This window comes from Serratia sp. UGAL515B_01 (genome assembly GCF_033095805.1).
GTDB lineage: Bacteria > Pseudomonadota > Gammaproteobacteria > Enterobacterales > Enterobacteriaceae > Chania.
This window is the reverse complement of record NZ_CP109901.1, coordinates 452,795-465,973: the sequence shown is the minus strand read 5'-3', so window position 1 is coordinate 465,973 and position 13,179 is coordinate 452,795. Positions and strand designations below refer to the sequence as shown.

Genomic DNA, 13,179 nt, shown 5'->3' with positions numbered 1-13,179 from the left:
TGTATGCCGAAAGGTGTACCAAAAGTGTTTTTACTCTGTCGCTGTCAATGTGAGGCGGCAGCAATAAAACCACTAAGAGGATTGCAAGATGAAATCACTAACACTGGAAACAGCAATAATCGCAATCGCCAAGGTTCAAGCTGCATATAACTGTGCTGACTTGGAAGCAATAACACGGATGCAAGCAGCAGCCTGTAAAGCTGGAGATGAGGCCTCTCTAGAGGTGCTTTGTGAGATTAAATCTCAATTACTTGATAAGTAAATAACATCCACGTAAATGGGGCTTTAGCGGAGGGTTACACGATGAACTCAAGAGAACGCTGCAAACTGCGTCGTAAGCTCCGTAGAGCTGCGGAACGTGCAGAAGCAACAAAGGATATTCGCTTATGCAAGAGCGTTTCAGCGGCTCTTGTAGGCTCTCACAGAGTAGCTAAAGCATTGGCACTTTGTGAGCACAAAAGCACTGAGAGTTACAGCGGTGCGACCTGTATCCCGGACGTAGCGAGATTTGCAGCAGGTTATCGCACTACACGCAAAGAAGCAGTTCACATTGTTAAGTGAGGGCTAGACGATGGCTACACAGATTTCTAAGCAAAAACTTAAGTCAATTTTTGATCAGTATGGTGCCGACGTTTCTGACCGGCAGCTCTTGGATACCTTGGATCAGTGCAACGAGCAAGCCGACGAAGTTTACAGCGACTACAACGGCAAACTATTACCGCCCCGCACTGCTACGCAATGGGCGCACCACTTCGCAAGGGGAGAGGCCGAAGAACAACGATGCGAAGGACTGTCGGCGGCTGACTTCCAGCGCAATGCATACGGCTTTGACTAACACGCCTCCCCGGGAACTGGCTACAGATGCTTACACGATGTTAACTATCAAGTGATTTTACCTCTGCCCCTACACGTGGGGGGCTTAGTTAACTCTGGGGTGCGGTGGGATACGGAGTAAAGCCAACACCAGGGCATGTATCTCACTGCACCACCAGAGTTAATTAACGTGACAGAGAGGCCATTATGGAATTGAAAAAAGTATTAGATGAAATTTTTAAATGTGAAGAAAGCTTGGAAGCAATAAATAGGCTTTCTTACGCTCATAGCCGGGGTGATGATAGATTTTATCTCGGTAGCGACAGTACTGCTGGCGTATTGCGTCTTGATCTGCCGACTGTTTCGAGCCTAATTGAAGCTAAAGAAAAAAGCCTCAGAGAAAGGCTGTCTCAGCTGCAAGAAGCCAAGAACCTTGCTGAGAAGGTAATTCACGGGCTACTTAATGACTGAGTACAGAGCCACATGCTACGACATCCCATGTGGATGTAAGACCACATTTCATGTATCAGCAGAGAACGATACAGAGGCCATAAAAGAGGCTGAAAAAGTCCTCAATCAAAACGGAATGGCTGAACTTTTCTTTGTCCATAAAGTTGAGCCAGTTAATCACCAAGTCGCTTAGTGCGGCTTTTTTTATGTCTGGAGTAAATGAATGCACAACTCAACGCTAACTAAGTGGCTGCTTTCAATCAGCCGTTTTTTATTGCCACCAAGCAATTTGAATTATGAGCCATCACGCGGTAAGGCCCGCAACAAGCATCCGCACAAGCCAAGCGGTGTAGCAAAGATGCGCCGAGCAGCACGCAAGGCACGTAACTTAAAGCGCAAATAGAGCGCATCCAACAATAACGGCACCTGATGGTGCTTTTTTTATATCTGGAGAAGTGAATGGAAATTCAAGCACCAGCAAAACTACAGGCGCTCATCTACGCGCTTGGCAAAGAAGCGGCTCGTAACTCATTTAACGACTTCCTAGAAGATCTGGGAATTACGGATGAGGAATACGAAGAGATTTGTAAATTCTTATCTCAATTCGGCGTGAAAACGTACTGTTAAATCAATATGTAAGGGTGACCTACTAATCACCACTCACCACTAATCAAAGGAAAACGTCAATGGCTAACGCTATCGGCGGCGCTATTGGCGTCGCTAAAACTCTACTTGAACGTATTCATCAATGGCTAATTGATAGCACTAAACCCAGCTCGGAGGCATACGCATGATAAGCATAAGAAGCGTAATAACCACCTTCTGCCGCTGGCTTAAAGAAACTCTTAACCAGAGAGGTGACCCGTTATGAATCTATCACGCGCATTGCAGCTAATGGCGCTGCTTGCCATTGAACGTAAAGACGAAGACCTGTTTCAAATCTCACGCTGTCTATTTTACCGGGGGTTGAAATGAGCAACTACCAGCAGATGGTCGACGAGGCTTTAGAGCAATACGAGCAGATCCTCGAAATGGACCAGGACGAGCAGAACCTTATCGGTGACCGCACCGAAAAGGAAATGAACGGCTTGAAATTGCACGCTCTACGCAATGCTGCAAGCACGCTTTTCCCACACGCAGATCAACGCCAGTTAAACGCAATGCTGCATTCTGACTGGATGGACGAACGCTTGCATGATGTCCAGTACGAGATCGTGCAGCGAAAAGTGAAGATGGAACGGGCTATGGAGCTACTGCAGGTAAACAATCATTTTGATGAGGTGGCGTGATGACAACAGCATTGGTAACAATGGCAGGGAAGCTAGCAGAACGACTAGGCATGGATGCCGGATCAGACTTGGTTGGCGTATTAAAAGCTACGGCATTTTCCGGTGAGGCTACAGACGCCCAATTTACGGCGTTACTGATCGTAGCAAATCAGTACGGATTAAACCCATTCACTAAAGAAATCTACGCCTTTCCAGACAAACAGAATGGCATTGTACCGGTGGTTGGCGTAGATGGATGGGCAAGGATCATTAACGAACACCCTCAGTTTGATGGCATGGAGTTTGTGCAGGATGCCGAATCATGCACTTGCAAGGTATACCGAAAGGATCGCAATCACCCAATTAGCGTCACAGAATGGATGGACGAGTGCAAGCGTGAGGCTTTTAAATCCAAAAGCGGCTATGAAGTCAAAGGGCCATGGCAATCACACCCCAAGCGTATGTTAAGACATAAAGCCATGATTCAGTGCGCAAGATTGGCATTCGGATTTGCCGGGATTTATGACAAGGATGAGGCTGAGCGCGTGATTTCCGCAACAACTAACGAGCCTTGGTCTGACATGCATGGCGAACAATCGAATGAGCGCGATATTTCCCCTGCATCCTCTGAAACCCTGCAAAGCATTACAGACCTGCTCACTAGCATGAATAAGACGTGGGAAGATCTCTACCCGATTTGCTCACAGACATTCCGCCGCCCTATCTCATCTGCCAACGATATCACCGAAGAAGAGGCCATTAAAGCCCGTGGCTTTTTGGCGGCAAAAGCCAAGGTGGCAGCATGACGCCAGAAATCATTCTAGAACGCACTGGCATCGACATTCTAACCGTCGAACAGGGTGATGAAAGCTGGCTGAAATTGCGCCTCGGAGTTATCACAGCCTCGTGTGTATCTGCAGTTATATCCAAGCCACGCAGCGGCACAAAGTGGACTGATACAAAGACTACGTATTTTAACTCACTGATCGCGGAGGTATGCACGGGAGTAGCGCCAGAGGTAAAGGCTAGGCCGCTGGCATGGGGAAAGGATCACGAAGCGGAAGCACGTTCGCTATTTGAATTTATTTTCGGCGTGACCGTTAAAGACTCGCCGATCATCTATCGCGATGAGTCAATGCGCACGGCGTGCTCCCCTGATGGCCTGTGCTCGGATGGCGTTGGCCTTGAGCTTAAATGCCCTTACACCACCGCGCAGTACATAAAATTCAGGCTTGGCGGCTTCGACGCGATAAAGGCTGATTACATGGCGCAGGTTCAATACTCAATGTGGGTTACCGGCTGTGAGGCTTGGCATTTCGCAAACTACGATCCGCGCATGAAACGTGAAAACCTGCACTTTGTGACTGTTGAGAGAGACTCTGAATTTATGCAGCGCTTTGACGATGAGGTGCCGGATTTTATCGAAAAGATGGATCTTGCGCTGGATGAAATCGGCTTCAAATTTGGCGAACAGTGGAGGTAGATATGGCTGAAAAATGGGAACCCTACGAACTCCAATTTCTACGTGAAGTGGCCGGGCAAATGTCCGGCCTTATCATTTCTGAAAAGCTTGAACGCACGCACGCTGCAATAAAAACAATGGCAAGAAAAAAAGGAATAAGCCTGTGTGTACAGCCAAAGAATAAGGATCCGCAATGAACAACGTAAAGCGCTACGACGCGCACACTAGCATCGATGATTTTAAATCTGACTGGCATGAGGTGAAAGACGGTCCGATGGTTAAGCATTCAGATTATGAACTGCTCAAGCAGCAGTTTGATGCTGTCGTTGCTGAGAATGTAGCGCTGAAGAAGTTCTGCAAAAACGCAGCATTCGACGCTGACGATATTGCTGAAATGGGAATGGAACGTGGCGGGTTTACTGATGCGCTGAATGATATCAATACCCCCGCCACCGAAGCAGCACTGGCAGAAGTAGAGGCTAAGGCGATTGATGGTTTCGCCGACATGCTAGGGAAATTGTATCAGTGCGAGAAACCAACAACAGCCAGAGCAAAGGCGTTCAAACACGTCGTGTTTCTGGCTGTGAATTATGCAAAAGAACTGCGGGAGGTGGCACCCAATGGCAACTAATAGCGAACTGAAGCCGAAATTAAAGATCGGCGATGTTGTTTATCTGAATGATGGCGACCATGGTGTTATTAACCACGTATGCGATAACGGCTATGAATTGCTGATGGATAGTACCGCCAAATACCACTCAGTACACCTGAACGGCGATTGCGGGATGTTTGGCGACCCAGTTAAGCACGCTGTTGATTGGACTAAAACGTGTGGCAGCGAGGCCCATCATGAAGAGTAACCGTTCAATAAGACGCTTATTGGGTGTCCACATCAACAACACGTACCGGATCAGTAATCGCCGCTGGCTGGTGTGGGGTAGCAACTGGCCGTTTACGTGGGAGCACGTAAAGTCTTCACGCCAACAACGAAAAGCGGCGGAAAAACTTTGGCAGCAGCACACACAGGGGGAGAGAGGGTGATGGCATTCATTCAGAGAAAAGTTGAACAGGTCGAGCCAGTAACAGCTAAAACCCTCTCTGACGCGTTCTATCGCTGTTACTGGAAAAGTTACGACATCATCCTGCCGAATACTTTCCTGATCCCTTGGCAGTGCGAAAGCGACTTGCTGTGCATTAGAAAATCACTCCTTGTTGACGAGATTGAAACGAAGATAAGCCGCGCTGATTTTCTTGCTGATTTTTCCAAAACAGTGCAATTCCCCGATGAGGGGTGGCAAAAAGTGAACAAACATGAAGCAGCAGCAGCGGGAAAATGCTTCTTCAATCGCCATTGGTTCCTTGTGCCTGATGATTTAGCAGACAGGATCGAAGTGCCTGAGCATTCAGGCTTGATGATTTTTCAAGGCGGCTGGGTAAAAGAGGTTAAGCCCGCGCCAATGTTGCATAAGCGCAAAGCCACGCCGGACATGATATTTCGCGCCAGCGCGGCTGTATCGCGCAAGTTGTGGGATTTGAAGAAGAAAACCCGTGACGCCCAGGAGGAAGCAAAGCATGAATAAGGTAAAAACATTTTCAGTAAATACGTTTGATGCCTGGCAGCAAACGGAAGGTGATAACCCATCCGGCGCATATGTCAAATATGAGGACTACGCATCCCTAAATGAAAAATGCGAGGCGCTCACAAAAGCATTAAAACACGCTATTCCATGGCTACCATCCGTTGATGATGAACTTGATGCGCTGATTTATGCGGCTATTGGCCATGAAGTGACTGGCGAAGGGACCATCGTAGGTGATAACGGCGATCCAGATTATCACGGACTGATTGCACATTGCGCAGAGTACCCAGAGGAAGGCGCTATACCGCTGGAGGAAGCAAAGCATGAGTAAGCAATTCGAAGAGCTGAAAGCGGCGGCACTGGCTATTGGTCACGAACGCTGGGTTCAGGATGGCTCAAGCGTCAACACAGAAAATTACATGATAGCGAATGGAGAAATGTGTTGTGACCATATCGGCTGTTTTGAGTCCGTGAATGGCGAGAGTCCGCACGCTAAATATGTTGCCGCCGCAAGCCCTGCCGTTGTACTTGAACTACTCGCAGCGCTGGCACAGGAGGAACGCGCAGAACTTGCTGAACAATGCTGTAAAGAGCTTGAAGAAAGTCTAGGAGTAGCAAACTCAGCAACGCAAGTATGGAGAGAACGCGCAGAGGCAGCAGAGAAAAGCCTCACGGCAAGCCGTGAAGTTGTTTCCTTGTACGATGGAAAGCTGAATGAAGCAGAGCGGCGCATAGCAGAGCTTGAGCAGCGACTACAGCAGCCTATTAAGATCAAACAATATGATGAATTCGCCATCTGTCACATTACCGGTGCCAGCGATGATTACTGCAAGGGCTGGATAGATGGAAGAAATTCCGCCACCAATGACGCTAAAAAGGCTGGCTTCACGGTTGAGGGGGAGTGATATGGGTAAAACTCATTCCGAGCTAATTAGTTTTTCAAGAGACAGGAAAAAACGAACAACGGAAAGCATCTATCACACTGAGCAGTTTTCTAAAAACACCCGTTCGGTAGTAGAGCAAAATTTAGTTATCAAAGGCGACACATCAATGCGTCAGTACGTAGCAGATATGCGATTTGATGATTTTCCGGTCTGCAATTCAGAACGTGAAGCAGCGTTAAAACTGGCTAACTGGATGCAACGCCTTGGCGCTGCAATTAAGGATTACTGGAGTCAAGCATGACCAAATCAACACTAACAACTGACGATATCAAAGAGATAATTTCAGGCGCTAAAACATCACTGGAGCAACTACTAGCGCTTGAACTACTAGCAGCAAGTGAGGCGCAGGGGGTGCTTGCGGGTAAGTTTGTGTTGGAGCCTTTAGAGCAGCGATATCACCACATCAAGCGCGGTGAATATCAGCACACAGAGCCTAAACTGCCCATGATTAATCTGTTCACCGCCCCGCCAGCGCCAGCGGTGCCGGATGAATTCCTCTCTGCAAAGCAAAATAGCAAAGGTATGTTTGAACTTAGTGAAGATTGCATGTGCAAGCTGGCCGCCGCGCTCAAGTTGTCCGGTAATTCCGAACAAGTGAAGGAGTAAGCTATGAGAAAATACTCTAACTTTATCGCCCTGCTTTTGCTGTATGGGATAACCATCGGCGTGCTGGCATGGGGGTTTGCAGATTATGCTCACTAACTATGACCTGCTTTTATTTTTAGCTGCAGACAAAGGCTATTACACAAGAAAGCAACATCTCGAAGTCCTCACTAAAAAGTATCCCGACGAGAAAATCACCCTAAGCAGAGTAAGTACATTGCGTGCAAGCATCATCAACTCAAATCTCATAAAAGAAAAAGTAAAGATCGTGAATTATATAAAAGCGATTCGCGTCGTATCTGTAGATGAGCAATTCAAGAACTACTCATTCAAGCGACCGGATGAGCCCAAGCAAAACCTGATGGAAAGCTATCTACTGAGCGAGCAACCGGAAACCGAGAACGCCCTTCGCAATGCTGCTAGAGAAGCCATCAAAGAATATAGAAACCCCGAAAACACCCTCACCTACCGTCAAATCCTCGACAAACACGCAGCAGACATAGCCCGTATTTTACCAAAAAAGTATCCAGCTTGGATGTGGCTTAACTATGCGTGCCATGAAGTTTACGCAGAGAAATAAAGAGGCAATAATGAATGACAACTTTTACATGACAACGAAAGATATTGCCGAACTTTTTGGCAGAAGTGAGCAGACTATACTCAATTGGAGGAAAAAGAAGCCAAACTTCCCGAAACCGGCGATAAAGAGCTGCCCTAACCTTTACCGCCGCTCTGATGTTATCGCTTACCGACAGACTTCGTGTGAGTAAACTCTATAACCTTCCCATCACCGCACACGATAGATTCAACCCTCGCCCACCACTTGGCATATGCCTTGCACTGTTCATCAAGGTAATCGCTCTTATCATAAACCTGCCAGACACCCGGCAACTTATGTCCTAACATTATCTCGGCTATATGTGGCTCGGTCAGGTCTGACAGGTTTGTTCTCATCGTTCTGCGTAGGTCATGGATAGACCAATGCGGCATATCAATACCAAACTTTCGCCTGGCAAACTGCATAACGTTGTAAGGCAGAGATAGGGCTACGGTTTTCCCCATCATGGTTTTCTTTCCCGTATTGACAAAAAGCCACTGAGTTCCGGCGTTATGCCGCCTGCATTCCTCGATCATCTCTTCCGCTGCAGGTATGATTGGCCGCAAGAGTGGCTTGCCTGTTTTGGTCCCCATCTTGTGATTTTCCGGAGGCACCGTCCATACCTTCCTTCCCATATCAAAATCACTCACCCTAGCCAGCCTAAGCTCACCCCCGCGACAACCGAACAGCAAGCAAAGCTTGATAAATAGCGCGTTCTTGGGCGTCATACGGCTTTCTTCCATACATCGCCAGAGCAACGCTATTTCATCGTGAGATAGCACTCGTTCGCCAGTGCCAATCTCTACCCCCAATTCCTTTGACGTCAGATCGGTTAACGGGGTATTGGTTACCAGTTGGCGACGCATGGCCCAACGATGGGCCTGTTTGGCGTTGACGAGAACGCGATCTGCAATGCTTGGCAGTTTTACCGTGAGTTGTTCGAGCAGTGATAGCCACATGTGGAAATTGGCGCTTTCGTGTGGCACCGCGCCGATCTTCGGAAAAACGTGCAACTCAAAGGATCGCTTAATCTCTCCGGCGTTCTTCTTGTTCTTCTCGCAATAGGATTCATACCACTGCTCTATCACTTGCTGGACAGTAAGCGCGCCAACCGCCTTGATGCGCTCCGTGGCTTTCACAACGCGAGGGTTGCGGTTGTTCTCTATCTCGCCACGTAATCGGATGGCAGCGTCACGAGCATCCTTAAGGCTCATCGCCGGGTAGGTGCCAACATCAACGCGCTCTGATTTCGATCCCCATCGATAACGATACTGAAACGTGATCTTGCCTTTCAGTGAGACGCGAACGGATAAGCCATCGCGGTCAGTCTTGACGAGTATCTTTTCTTGCTCTTTGCCGAGAGTGGATCGCAACCAGGTATCAGACAGCGCCATTGCAGCCTCATTGTGTACATATTTTTTCGCAGAGACCATGAGGTTACGATTATGTACATCCGGTTGTACATATTTTTATTGAGAGGAATTTAAAATATCCTTTTGTTGTTTACTGTATTTTGATTAAAAAAAGAGCATTAAGTGATTTGGAGTCGGTAATTGAAGGGTTTTCGCTTGGTGAGTTTAAGGGGGTTTTTCAGAAGGTTTGTTACTTTATAGGAGGGGTGTTATTTGGGTGCGAGATAATGGCGAAAGTTCTTCTTTTGGAGACTTCGCGAGCGAATTCACTAGGAGACATGTTTTTCACGTTTCTATGGTTAGTCCGCCCTGTTAGTCATGAGAACGCGTGAAGCGCGACACCAGACAAAGCGGTAATAAAAAGAGTATGTACTCTAAATAATTCGGGTTGCATGAAGGCGTCAAGCTAGCAAACCCCCAAGAGCATAGCTCACAATGTGACTAGGGTGAACAAGCGAAGACAACACACATACAGCTTGAAGTATAACGAGTATAGGCGGTTATTTTCGCTGATTTGCCAGCCTGTGACAATCAATGGTTTCTTCGGCAGACAAGTATCGCCGCGTTACCCCAATGGCAGGGCCATGACGATCGCATCCTCACGGCCATTAGCTGCAGGATAATAGTTGCTACGGACCGTCACTTCGTTAAAACCGAGATCTTCATAAAGCGCTATTGCCACCAGATTAGAAGCACGCACCTCTAGCCATAACGTGACAATGCCCCGTGTTACCAGCTGCTCTACCAAGGCGTTAAGCAAGGTACGGCCCAACCCTTGGCGTTGCCAATCTGGGTGGATAGCGATATTAAACAGCGTGGCTTCGTCCAATACTATCTGGGTAATGGCAAATCCGGCCATCTGCCCATCCACTTCCAACTTCAGGTTAAGGTAACGTTCGCCCTGATTACTTGCGAAGGTCGCTGCAGTCCAAGGAAACGCGTGGCTGGATTGTTCAATCTTGAAGGCTGTGGCCAGATCGGCCATTGTCAGGATAGAAATGTTGTTCATAGTGACAAATCTGCTGCCAGAGTGCACGTTTCGCACCCGCATCTTGAGAAAGCTCGGCCAACGCCGGGCTGTATAGCTGCGCACCGGCCACCGCAAGCGGTTCCGCAACGCCCAGCCGCCAACTGTTGCATTCAGTATTTTCGGGCAGCATCGCTGCCTGCTCCGGTGTCAAGCTATAGGTTTGTAGCGGTATCAGATCCAAGCTATGCAGCACATCGCAGAATAGAGGGTCATGATGATCCGGCAAATCCTGCGCCACCACCAGCAAACGCACGTTGGGCGGCACACTCACTGCAACTTCGCCCTGCAACACGCCTGGGCGGCGCAATGTCCACTGCGTAATACCCAGTTGTTGTAACAGCCAGTCGCGTCTTGATGCCATGCCGATCCCCTTGAGTTGTACCCTATCTACCCTATGCCGCGTGATACCCGAGTGACTGAAGGATACTGGTAAGCAGCACGCACTGGCCCAGAGGGTGAGCCTCTTCAATAAAACTCATAATCCCGATGAGCTTACGCCGGTAAGTGATTCGGCAGCCAGCACCCCAGCATCGTGGTATATGCTAACAAACCCGCATGCCATGCGCCAACAAACACATCGAACATCTGGTCACAAAGCTCTATAATCCCCCGCTTTAAGAATGTATCCCGACCAGGAGCTGAAAACTGATGTCTGCATTCACCCCCGCCAGTGAAGTTATGCTGCGCCACAGTGATGAATTTATTGAACGCCGCGTGCTGTTCGCTGGCGATTTGCAGGATACTCTCCCCGCCCAATTCGAGGCTGCGGATGTCCGTGTCCACACTCAGCAATACCATCACTGGCAGTTACTGAACCGGACGATGGGCGAAAATGCACAATTCGGCCTGACGGTAGATCCTGCCTTCGTCGCAGAATGCGACACGCTGGTTTATTACTGGCCAAAGAGCAAGCAGGAGGCCCAGTTCCAACTGTGTAATATCTTGGCTCTGCTGCCAATTGGGGCGGAAATCTTTGTCGTCGGTGAAAACCGCAGCGGTGTGCGTAGTGCTGAGCCAACGCTAGAGGGCTACGTCCAACTTGCCAAGATAGACAGTGCACGCCGTTGTGGCCTTTATCATGGCCGCATTGATGTTCAGACAGAGTTTGATCTGTCCGACTGGTGGGAAAGCTATCAGCTACACGATCTTAACGTTAAGACGCTACCCGGCGTCTTCAGCCGCGACGGTCTGGATATCGGCAGTTCATTGCTGCTTTCCACGTTGGATAAACACATGAAAGGCAAATTGCTGGACGTTGGCTGTGGTGCAGGCGTTATGGCATCGGTGGTATCCAGAATGTCACCGAAAATGAAACTGACCCTTAGCGATGTCAATGCAGCGGCCGTCGAGTCCAGCCGCGCTACGCTGGCAGCCAACGGGATCGAAGGGGAGGTGATCGTCAGTAACGTTTACTCCGATATTACTGGGCGCTTTGATCTGATCATTTCTAATCCTCCTTTCCACGACGGTTTGGCCACCAGCCTGACCGCAGCAGAAACGCTGATCCGCGGGGCAGTCAAACACCTGCCAATCGGTGGTCAATTACGCATTGTCGCTAACGCCTTTCTACCTTATCCAGATATTCTGGACGCCACTTTCGGTAGCCACGAAGTGTTGGCGCAGAATGGCCGCTTCAAAGTGTATCAAGCCACCGTGGGCCGCCCACCTCGCGATCCGAAGAAGAAAAAGTAAGCCTCTTTCCCCTCATCTGTGGTGAGGGGAAAGACTCTACTTAGCCGTTAAGATGTGCCATTCCTACCGGCGTATCACGCTCCCCAACCATCTCTGTCACAGCAAACACGGCTTCGATAACCGCCAATTCCTGCTCGCTCAGCGTAATATCCGCCGCTGTGACGTTTTCTTCTAGGTAGCGTCTGCGCTTGGTGCCAGGGTTCGGCACAATGTGTTCCCTTTGCGCCATCACCCAGGCCAAAGCCAGTTGTCCAGTTGTCCAGTTGTAAAGCAGCAGCCCCTTTCTGTTTCGCCAACTCACTGAATTTTTCTACCAATGCCAGATTGCGGGCCAATTACCGCCAGCGGCGCGCGCGGTCATGGGACACGCCCTAGACTACGATTTCAAAGAAGAGCGGGATATGGCGGTTTTTACAGCTAACGCCGCTAAACGGGGAAATAATTATTGACGTCCCCGCCAAAATCTCTAGAATTCGCCCCCGTGGTAACTTTTGGGTATGCGAAGGTGGCGGAATTGGTAGACGCGCTAGCTTCAGGTGTTAGTGTCCTTACGGACGTGAGGGTTCAAGTCCCTCTCTTCGCACCAAATAACCACATGATTTATATTGCACAGCACATGCGAAGGTGGCGGAATTGGTAGACGCGCTAGCTTCAGGTGTTAGTGTTCTTACGGACGTGAGGGTTCAAGTCCCTCTCTTCGCACCAAGCTGGTGATATAAATCTAAAAGCATATCTTTTGTGCGAAGGTGGCGGAATTGGTAGACGCGCTAGCTTCAGGTGTTAGTGTCCTTACGGACGTGAGGGTTCAAGTCCCTCTCTTCGCACCATTCGATGTGTTCTTTGCCAGCCTCCATTACGTATCAATCCCTTCTGAAAATCCAACACACTAATGCGTACTTTCGTTGTTTTAGCCAAAGCTGAAACGCAGACTGATCGCCGCTAACCCACCGGCCAGCGCCATACTGGAAGGAAGCAGCAGGTAGTGACGCCAGCGGCTATTGAACAACATCACCAGCGTCGCCAACATAGCGATGACGATCAAGGTACGCAACTGCATCATGTCCGGCTCGAACATTGCCAGAAATGGCATCAGGGCACAGGGTAATAACACTCCCCAAGCGCTGGCAAGTCGGTCACCCAGATACCAACTGACACCCCACATCCCACACGCGGTAATCACAGCAGCTAGCATCTCATTGCCTCAAGTGATAATGATAATTAATATCATATAATAATTTCTACCAGCGTCCATCATTTTTTATAAATCTGCGAGAAGCTTGACTCAGATAAAAGCACGTAATGGTGATCTAACACCCTTGCAAAAAAC

22 protein-coding genes, 3 tRNA genes and 1 pseudogene are annotated in these 13,179 nt (G+C 48.9%); 21 read left to right on the top strand and 5 right to left on the bottom strand.

What is annotated here, in order from left to right; translation table 11 throughout:
* The first annotated feature begins 88 nt into the window (after positions 1 to 88).
* From OK023_RS02230 to OK023_RS19120, 17 genes are all read left to right on the top strand, one after another.
* Complete coding sequence (locus OK023_RS02230) at positions 89 to 262, top strand: hypothetical protein (protein ID WP_317694570.1); 174 nt, start codon at positions 89 to 91, stop codon at positions 260 to 262.
* 309 nt (positions 263 to 571) lie between these two features.
* A complete protein-coding gene (locus OK023_RS02225) occupies positions 572 to 835 on the top strand; it encodes a hypothetical protein (protein ID WP_317694569.1) in 264 nt (87 codons plus the stop codon).
* A 185-nt stretch (positions 836 to 1,020) separates the two neighbouring features.
* A complete protein-coding gene (locus tag OK023_RS02220) occupies positions 1,021 to 1,284 on the top strand; it encodes a hypothetical protein (RefSeq protein WP_317694568.1) in 264 nt (87 codons plus the stop codon).
* Between the two features lie 438 nt (positions 1,285 to 1,722).
* Positions 1,723 to 1,890 (top strand): hypothetical protein, encoded by a 168-nt coding sequence (locus tag OK023_RS02215; protein WP_317694567.1) that lies wholly within the window; start codon positions 1,723 to 1,725, stop codon positions 1,888 to 1,890.
* A gap of 344 nt (positions 1,891 to 2,234) precedes the next feature.
* Positions 2,235 to 2,552: a hypothetical protein gene (locus tag OK023_RS02210; protein ID WP_317694566.1), complete on the top strand. Its 318-nt coding sequence runs from the start codon at positions 2,235 to 2,237 to the stop codon at positions 2,550 to 2,552.
* Entirely contained in the window at positions 2,552 to 3,337 is a 786-nt protein-coding gene (gene bet, locus OK023_RS02205) for a phage recombination protein Bet (RefSeq protein WP_317694565.1), read from the top strand. The genes OK023_RS02210 and bet overlap by 1 nt, the downstream gene beginning before the upstream one ends.
* Positions 3,334 to 4,014, top strand: coding sequence for a lambda exonuclease family protein (locus tag OK023_RS02200; protein WP_317694564.1), 681 nt, complete (start codon positions 3,334 to 3,336; stop codon positions 4,012 to 4,014). Before bet ends, OK023_RS02200 begins: the two co-directional genes overlap by 4 nt.
* Before the next feature lie 2 nt (positions 4,015 to 4,016).
* On the top strand, positions 4,017 to 4,190 hold the full coding sequence (locus tag OK023_RS02195) for a hypothetical protein (RefSeq protein WP_317694563.1): 174 nt from the start codon (positions 4,017 to 4,019) through the stop codon (positions 4,188 to 4,190).
* Positions 4,187 to 4,624 carry a hypothetical protein gene (locus tag OK023_RS02190; RefSeq protein ID WP_317694562.1) on the top strand — a complete coding sequence of 146 codons (438 nt, stop codon included), beginning with the start codon at positions 4,187 to 4,189 and terminating at the stop codon, positions 4,622 to 4,624. The genes OK023_RS02195 and OK023_RS02190 overlap by 4 nt, the downstream gene beginning before the upstream one ends.
* A complete protein-coding gene (locus OK023_RS02185; RefSeq protein WP_317694561.1) occupies positions 4,614 to 4,853 on the top strand; it encodes a hypothetical protein in 240 nt (79 codons plus the stop codon). Before OK023_RS02190 ends, OK023_RS02185 begins: the two co-directional genes overlap by 11 nt.
* Positions 4,854 to 5,033: 180 nt before the next feature.
* The gene (locus OK023_RS02180) at positions 5,034 to 5,573 is read left to right on the top strand and encodes a hypothetical protein (protein WP_317694560.1); all 540 of its coding nucleotides are present in this window, start codon (positions 5,034 to 5,036) and stop codon (positions 5,571 to 5,573) included.
* Complete coding sequence (locus OK023_RS02175; protein ID WP_317694558.1) at positions 5,566 to 5,904, top strand: hypothetical protein; 339 nt, start codon at positions 5,566 to 5,568, stop codon at positions 5,902 to 5,904. The genes OK023_RS02180 and OK023_RS02175 overlap by 8 nt, the downstream gene beginning before the upstream one ends.
* Positions 5,897 to 6,478 carry a hypothetical protein gene (locus OK023_RS02170; protein ID WP_317694557.1) on the top strand — a complete coding sequence of 194 codons (582 nt, stop codon included), beginning with the start codon at positions 5,897 to 5,899 and terminating at the stop codon, positions 6,476 to 6,478. The genes OK023_RS02175 and OK023_RS02170 overlap by 8 nt, the downstream gene beginning before the upstream one ends.
* A gap of 1 nt (position 6,479) precedes the next feature.
* Positions 6,480 to 6,758 carry a hypothetical protein gene (locus OK023_RS02165; protein ID WP_317694556.1) on the top strand — a complete coding sequence of 93 codons (279 nt, stop codon included), beginning with the start codon at positions 6,480 to 6,482 and terminating at the stop codon, positions 6,756 to 6,758.
* Positions 6,755 to 7,123, top strand: coding sequence for a hypothetical protein (locus OK023_RS02160; RefSeq protein ID WP_317694555.1), 369 nt, complete (start codon positions 6,755 to 6,757; stop codon positions 7,121 to 7,123). The genes OK023_RS02165 and OK023_RS02160 overlap by 4 nt, the downstream gene beginning before the upstream one ends.
* Before the next feature lie 85 nt (positions 7,124 to 7,208).
* Complete coding sequence (locus OK023_RS02155; RefSeq protein ID WP_317694554.1) at positions 7,209 to 7,700, top strand: hypothetical protein; 492 nt, start codon at positions 7,209 to 7,211, stop codon at positions 7,698 to 7,700.
* Complete coding sequence (locus OK023_RS19120) at positions 7,669 to 7,890, top strand: helix-turn-helix domain-containing protein (RefSeq protein ID WP_411569381.1); 222 nt, start codon at positions 7,669 to 7,671, stop codon at positions 7,888 to 7,890. Before OK023_RS02155 ends, OK023_RS19120 begins: the two co-directional genes overlap by 32 nt.
* Here OK023_RS19120 and OK023_RS02150 read toward each other — a convergent pair.
* From OK023_RS02150 to OK023_RS02140, 3 genes are all read right to left on the bottom strand, one after another.
* Positions 7,859 to 9,112 carry a site-specific integrase gene (locus OK023_RS02150; protein WP_317694552.1) on the bottom strand — a complete coding sequence of 418 codons (1,254 nt, stop codon included), beginning with the start codon at positions 9,110 to 9,112 and terminating at the stop codon, positions 7,859 to 7,861. The genes OK023_RS19120 and OK023_RS02150 overlap by 32 nt on opposite strands.
* A gap of 583 nt (positions 9,113 to 9,695) precedes the next feature.
* On the bottom strand, positions 9,696 to 10,139 hold the full coding sequence (gene rimI, locus OK023_RS02145) for a ribosomal protein S18-alanine N-acetyltransferase (RefSeq protein WP_317694551.1): 444 nt from the start codon (positions 10,137 to 10,139) through the stop codon (positions 9,696 to 9,698).
* Complete coding sequence (locus OK023_RS02140; protein ID WP_317694550.1) at positions 10,084 to 10,521, bottom strand: DNA polymerase III subunit psi; 438 nt, start codon at positions 10,519 to 10,521, stop codon at positions 10,084 to 10,086. The genes rimI and OK023_RS02140 overlap by 56 nt, the downstream gene beginning before the upstream one ends.
* A 287-nt stretch (positions 10,522 to 10,808) precedes the next feature.
* Between OK023_RS02140 and rsmC the strand changes: the two genes are divergently transcribed.
* On the top strand, positions 10,809 to 11,852 hold the full coding sequence (gene rsmC, locus OK023_RS02135; protein WP_317694549.1) for a 16S rRNA (guanine(1207)-N(2))-methyltransferase RsmC: 1,044 nt from the start codon (positions 10,809 to 10,811) through the stop codon (positions 11,850 to 11,852).
* A gap of 40 nt (positions 11,853 to 11,892) precedes the next feature.
* Here the strand turns inward: rsmC and OK023_RS02130 are convergent.
* A pseudogene (locus tag OK023_RS02130) lies at positions 11,893 to 12,184 on the bottom strand (aldo/keto reductase); the annotation flags it as partial.
* A 167-nt stretch (positions 12,185 to 12,351) separates the two neighbouring features.
* On the opposite strand from OK023_RS02130, the gene OK023_RS02125 reads away from it, so the two are divergent.
* The 3 genes from OK023_RS02125 to OK023_RS02115 all read left to right on the top strand — a co-directional run bounded on the left by OK023_RS02125 (position 12,352) and on the right by OK023_RS02115 (position 12,679).
* Positions 12,352 to 12,438, top strand: a tRNA-Leu gene (locus tag OK023_RS02125).
* Positions 12,439 to 12,470: 32 nt separating this feature from the next.
* Positions 12,471 to 12,557, top strand: a tRNA-Leu gene (locus OK023_RS02120).
* Positions 12,558 to 12,592: 35 nt separating this feature from the next.
* Positions 12,593 to 12,679: transfer RNA gene (locus OK023_RS02115), tRNA-Leu, on the top strand.
* Positions 12,680 to 12,759: 80 nt separating this feature from the next.
* Here OK023_RS02115 and OK023_RS02110 read toward each other — a convergent pair.
* Positions 12,760 to 13,044, bottom strand: coding sequence for a DUF1435 domain-containing protein (locus tag OK023_RS02110; protein WP_317694548.1), 285 nt, complete (start codon positions 13,042 to 13,044; stop codon positions 12,760 to 12,762).
* Positions 13,045 to 13,179: the final 135 nt, after the last annotated feature.

What these genes read in the sequence shown, in the direction of transcription:
- OK023_RS02230 (WP_317694570.1), top strand. Translation starts at nt 89, where the DNA reads ATGAAATCACTAACACTGGAAACAGCAATAATCGCAATCGCCAAGGTT.
- OK023_RS02225 (WP_317694569.1), top strand. Translation starts at nt 572, where the DNA reads ATGGCTACACAGATTTCTAAGCAAAAACTTAAGTCAATTTTTGATCAG.
- OK023_RS02220 (WP_317694568.1), top strand. Translation starts at nt 1,021, where the DNA reads ATGGAATTGAAAAAAGTATTAGATGAAATTTTTAAATGTGAAGAAAGC.
- OK023_RS02215 (WP_317694567.1), top strand. Translation starts at nt 1,723, where the DNA reads ATGGAAATTCAAGCACCAGCAAAACTACAGGCGCTCATCTACGCGCTT.
- OK023_RS02210 (WP_317694566.1), top strand. Translation starts at nt 2,235, where the DNA reads ATGAGCAACTACCAGCAGATGGTCGACGAGGCTTTAGAGCAATACGAG.
- bet (WP_317694565.1), top strand. Translation starts at nt 2,552, where the DNA reads ATGACAACAGCATTGGTAACAATGGCAGGGAAGCTAGCAGAACGACTA.
- OK023_RS02200 (WP_317694564.1), top strand. Translation starts at nt 3,334, where the DNA reads ATGACGCCAGAAATCATTCTAGAACGCACTGGCATCGACATTCTAACC.
- OK023_RS02195 (WP_317694563.1), top strand. Translation starts at nt 4,017, where the DNA reads ATGGCTGAAAAATGGGAACCCTACGAACTCCAATTTCTACGTGAAGTG.
- OK023_RS02190 (WP_317694562.1), top strand. Translation starts at nt 4,187, where the DNA reads ATGAACAACGTAAAGCGCTACGACGCGCACACTAGCATCGATGATTTT.
- OK023_RS02185 (WP_317694561.1), top strand. Translation starts at nt 4,614, where the DNA reads ATGGCAACTAATAGCGAACTGAAGCCGAAATTAAAGATCGGCGATGTT.
- OK023_RS02180 (WP_317694560.1), top strand. Translation starts at nt 5,034, where the DNA reads ATGGCATTCATTCAGAGAAAAGTTGAACAGGTCGAGCCAGTAACAGCT.
- OK023_RS02175 (WP_317694558.1), top strand. Translation starts at nt 5,566, where the DNA reads ATGAATAAGGTAAAAACATTTTCAGTAAATACGTTTGATGCCTGGCAG.
- OK023_RS02170 (WP_317694557.1), top strand. Translation starts at nt 5,897, where the DNA reads ATGAGTAAGCAATTCGAAGAGCTGAAAGCGGCGGCACTGGCTATTGGT.
- OK023_RS02165 (WP_317694556.1), top strand. Translation starts at nt 6,480, where the DNA reads ATGGGTAAAACTCATTCCGAGCTAATTAGTTTTTCAAGAGACAGGAAA.
- OK023_RS02160 (WP_317694555.1), top strand. Translation starts at nt 6,755, where the DNA reads ATGACCAAATCAACACTAACAACTGACGATATCAAAGAGATAATTTCA.
- OK023_RS02155 (WP_317694554.1), top strand. Translation starts at nt 7,209, where the DNA reads ATGCTCACTAACTATGACCTGCTTTTATTTTTAGCTGCAGACAAAGGC.
- OK023_RS19120 (WP_411569381.1), top strand. Translation starts at nt 7,669, where the DNA reads ATGCGTGCCATGAAGTTTACGCAGAGAAATAAAGAGGCAATAATGAAT.
- OK023_RS02150 (WP_317694552.1), bottom strand. Translation starts at nt 9,112, where the DNA reads ATGGCGCTGTCTGATACCTGGTTGCGATCCACTCTCGGCAAAGAGCAA.
- rimI (WP_317694551.1), bottom strand. Translation starts at nt 10,139, where the DNA reads ATGAACAACATTTCTATCCTGACAATGGCCGATCTGGCCACAGCCTTC.
- OK023_RS02140 (WP_317694550.1), bottom strand. Translation starts at nt 10,521, where the DNA reads ATGGCATCAAGACGCGACTGGCTGTTACAACAACTGGGTATTACGCAG.
- rsmC (WP_317694549.1), top strand. Translation starts at nt 10,809, where the DNA reads ATGTCTGCATTCACCCCCGCCAGTGAAGTTATGCTGCGCCACAGTGAT.
- OK023_RS02110 (WP_317694548.1), bottom strand. Translation starts at nt 13,044, where the DNA reads ATGCTAGCTGCTGTGATTACCGCGTGTGGGATGTGGGGTGTCAGTTGG.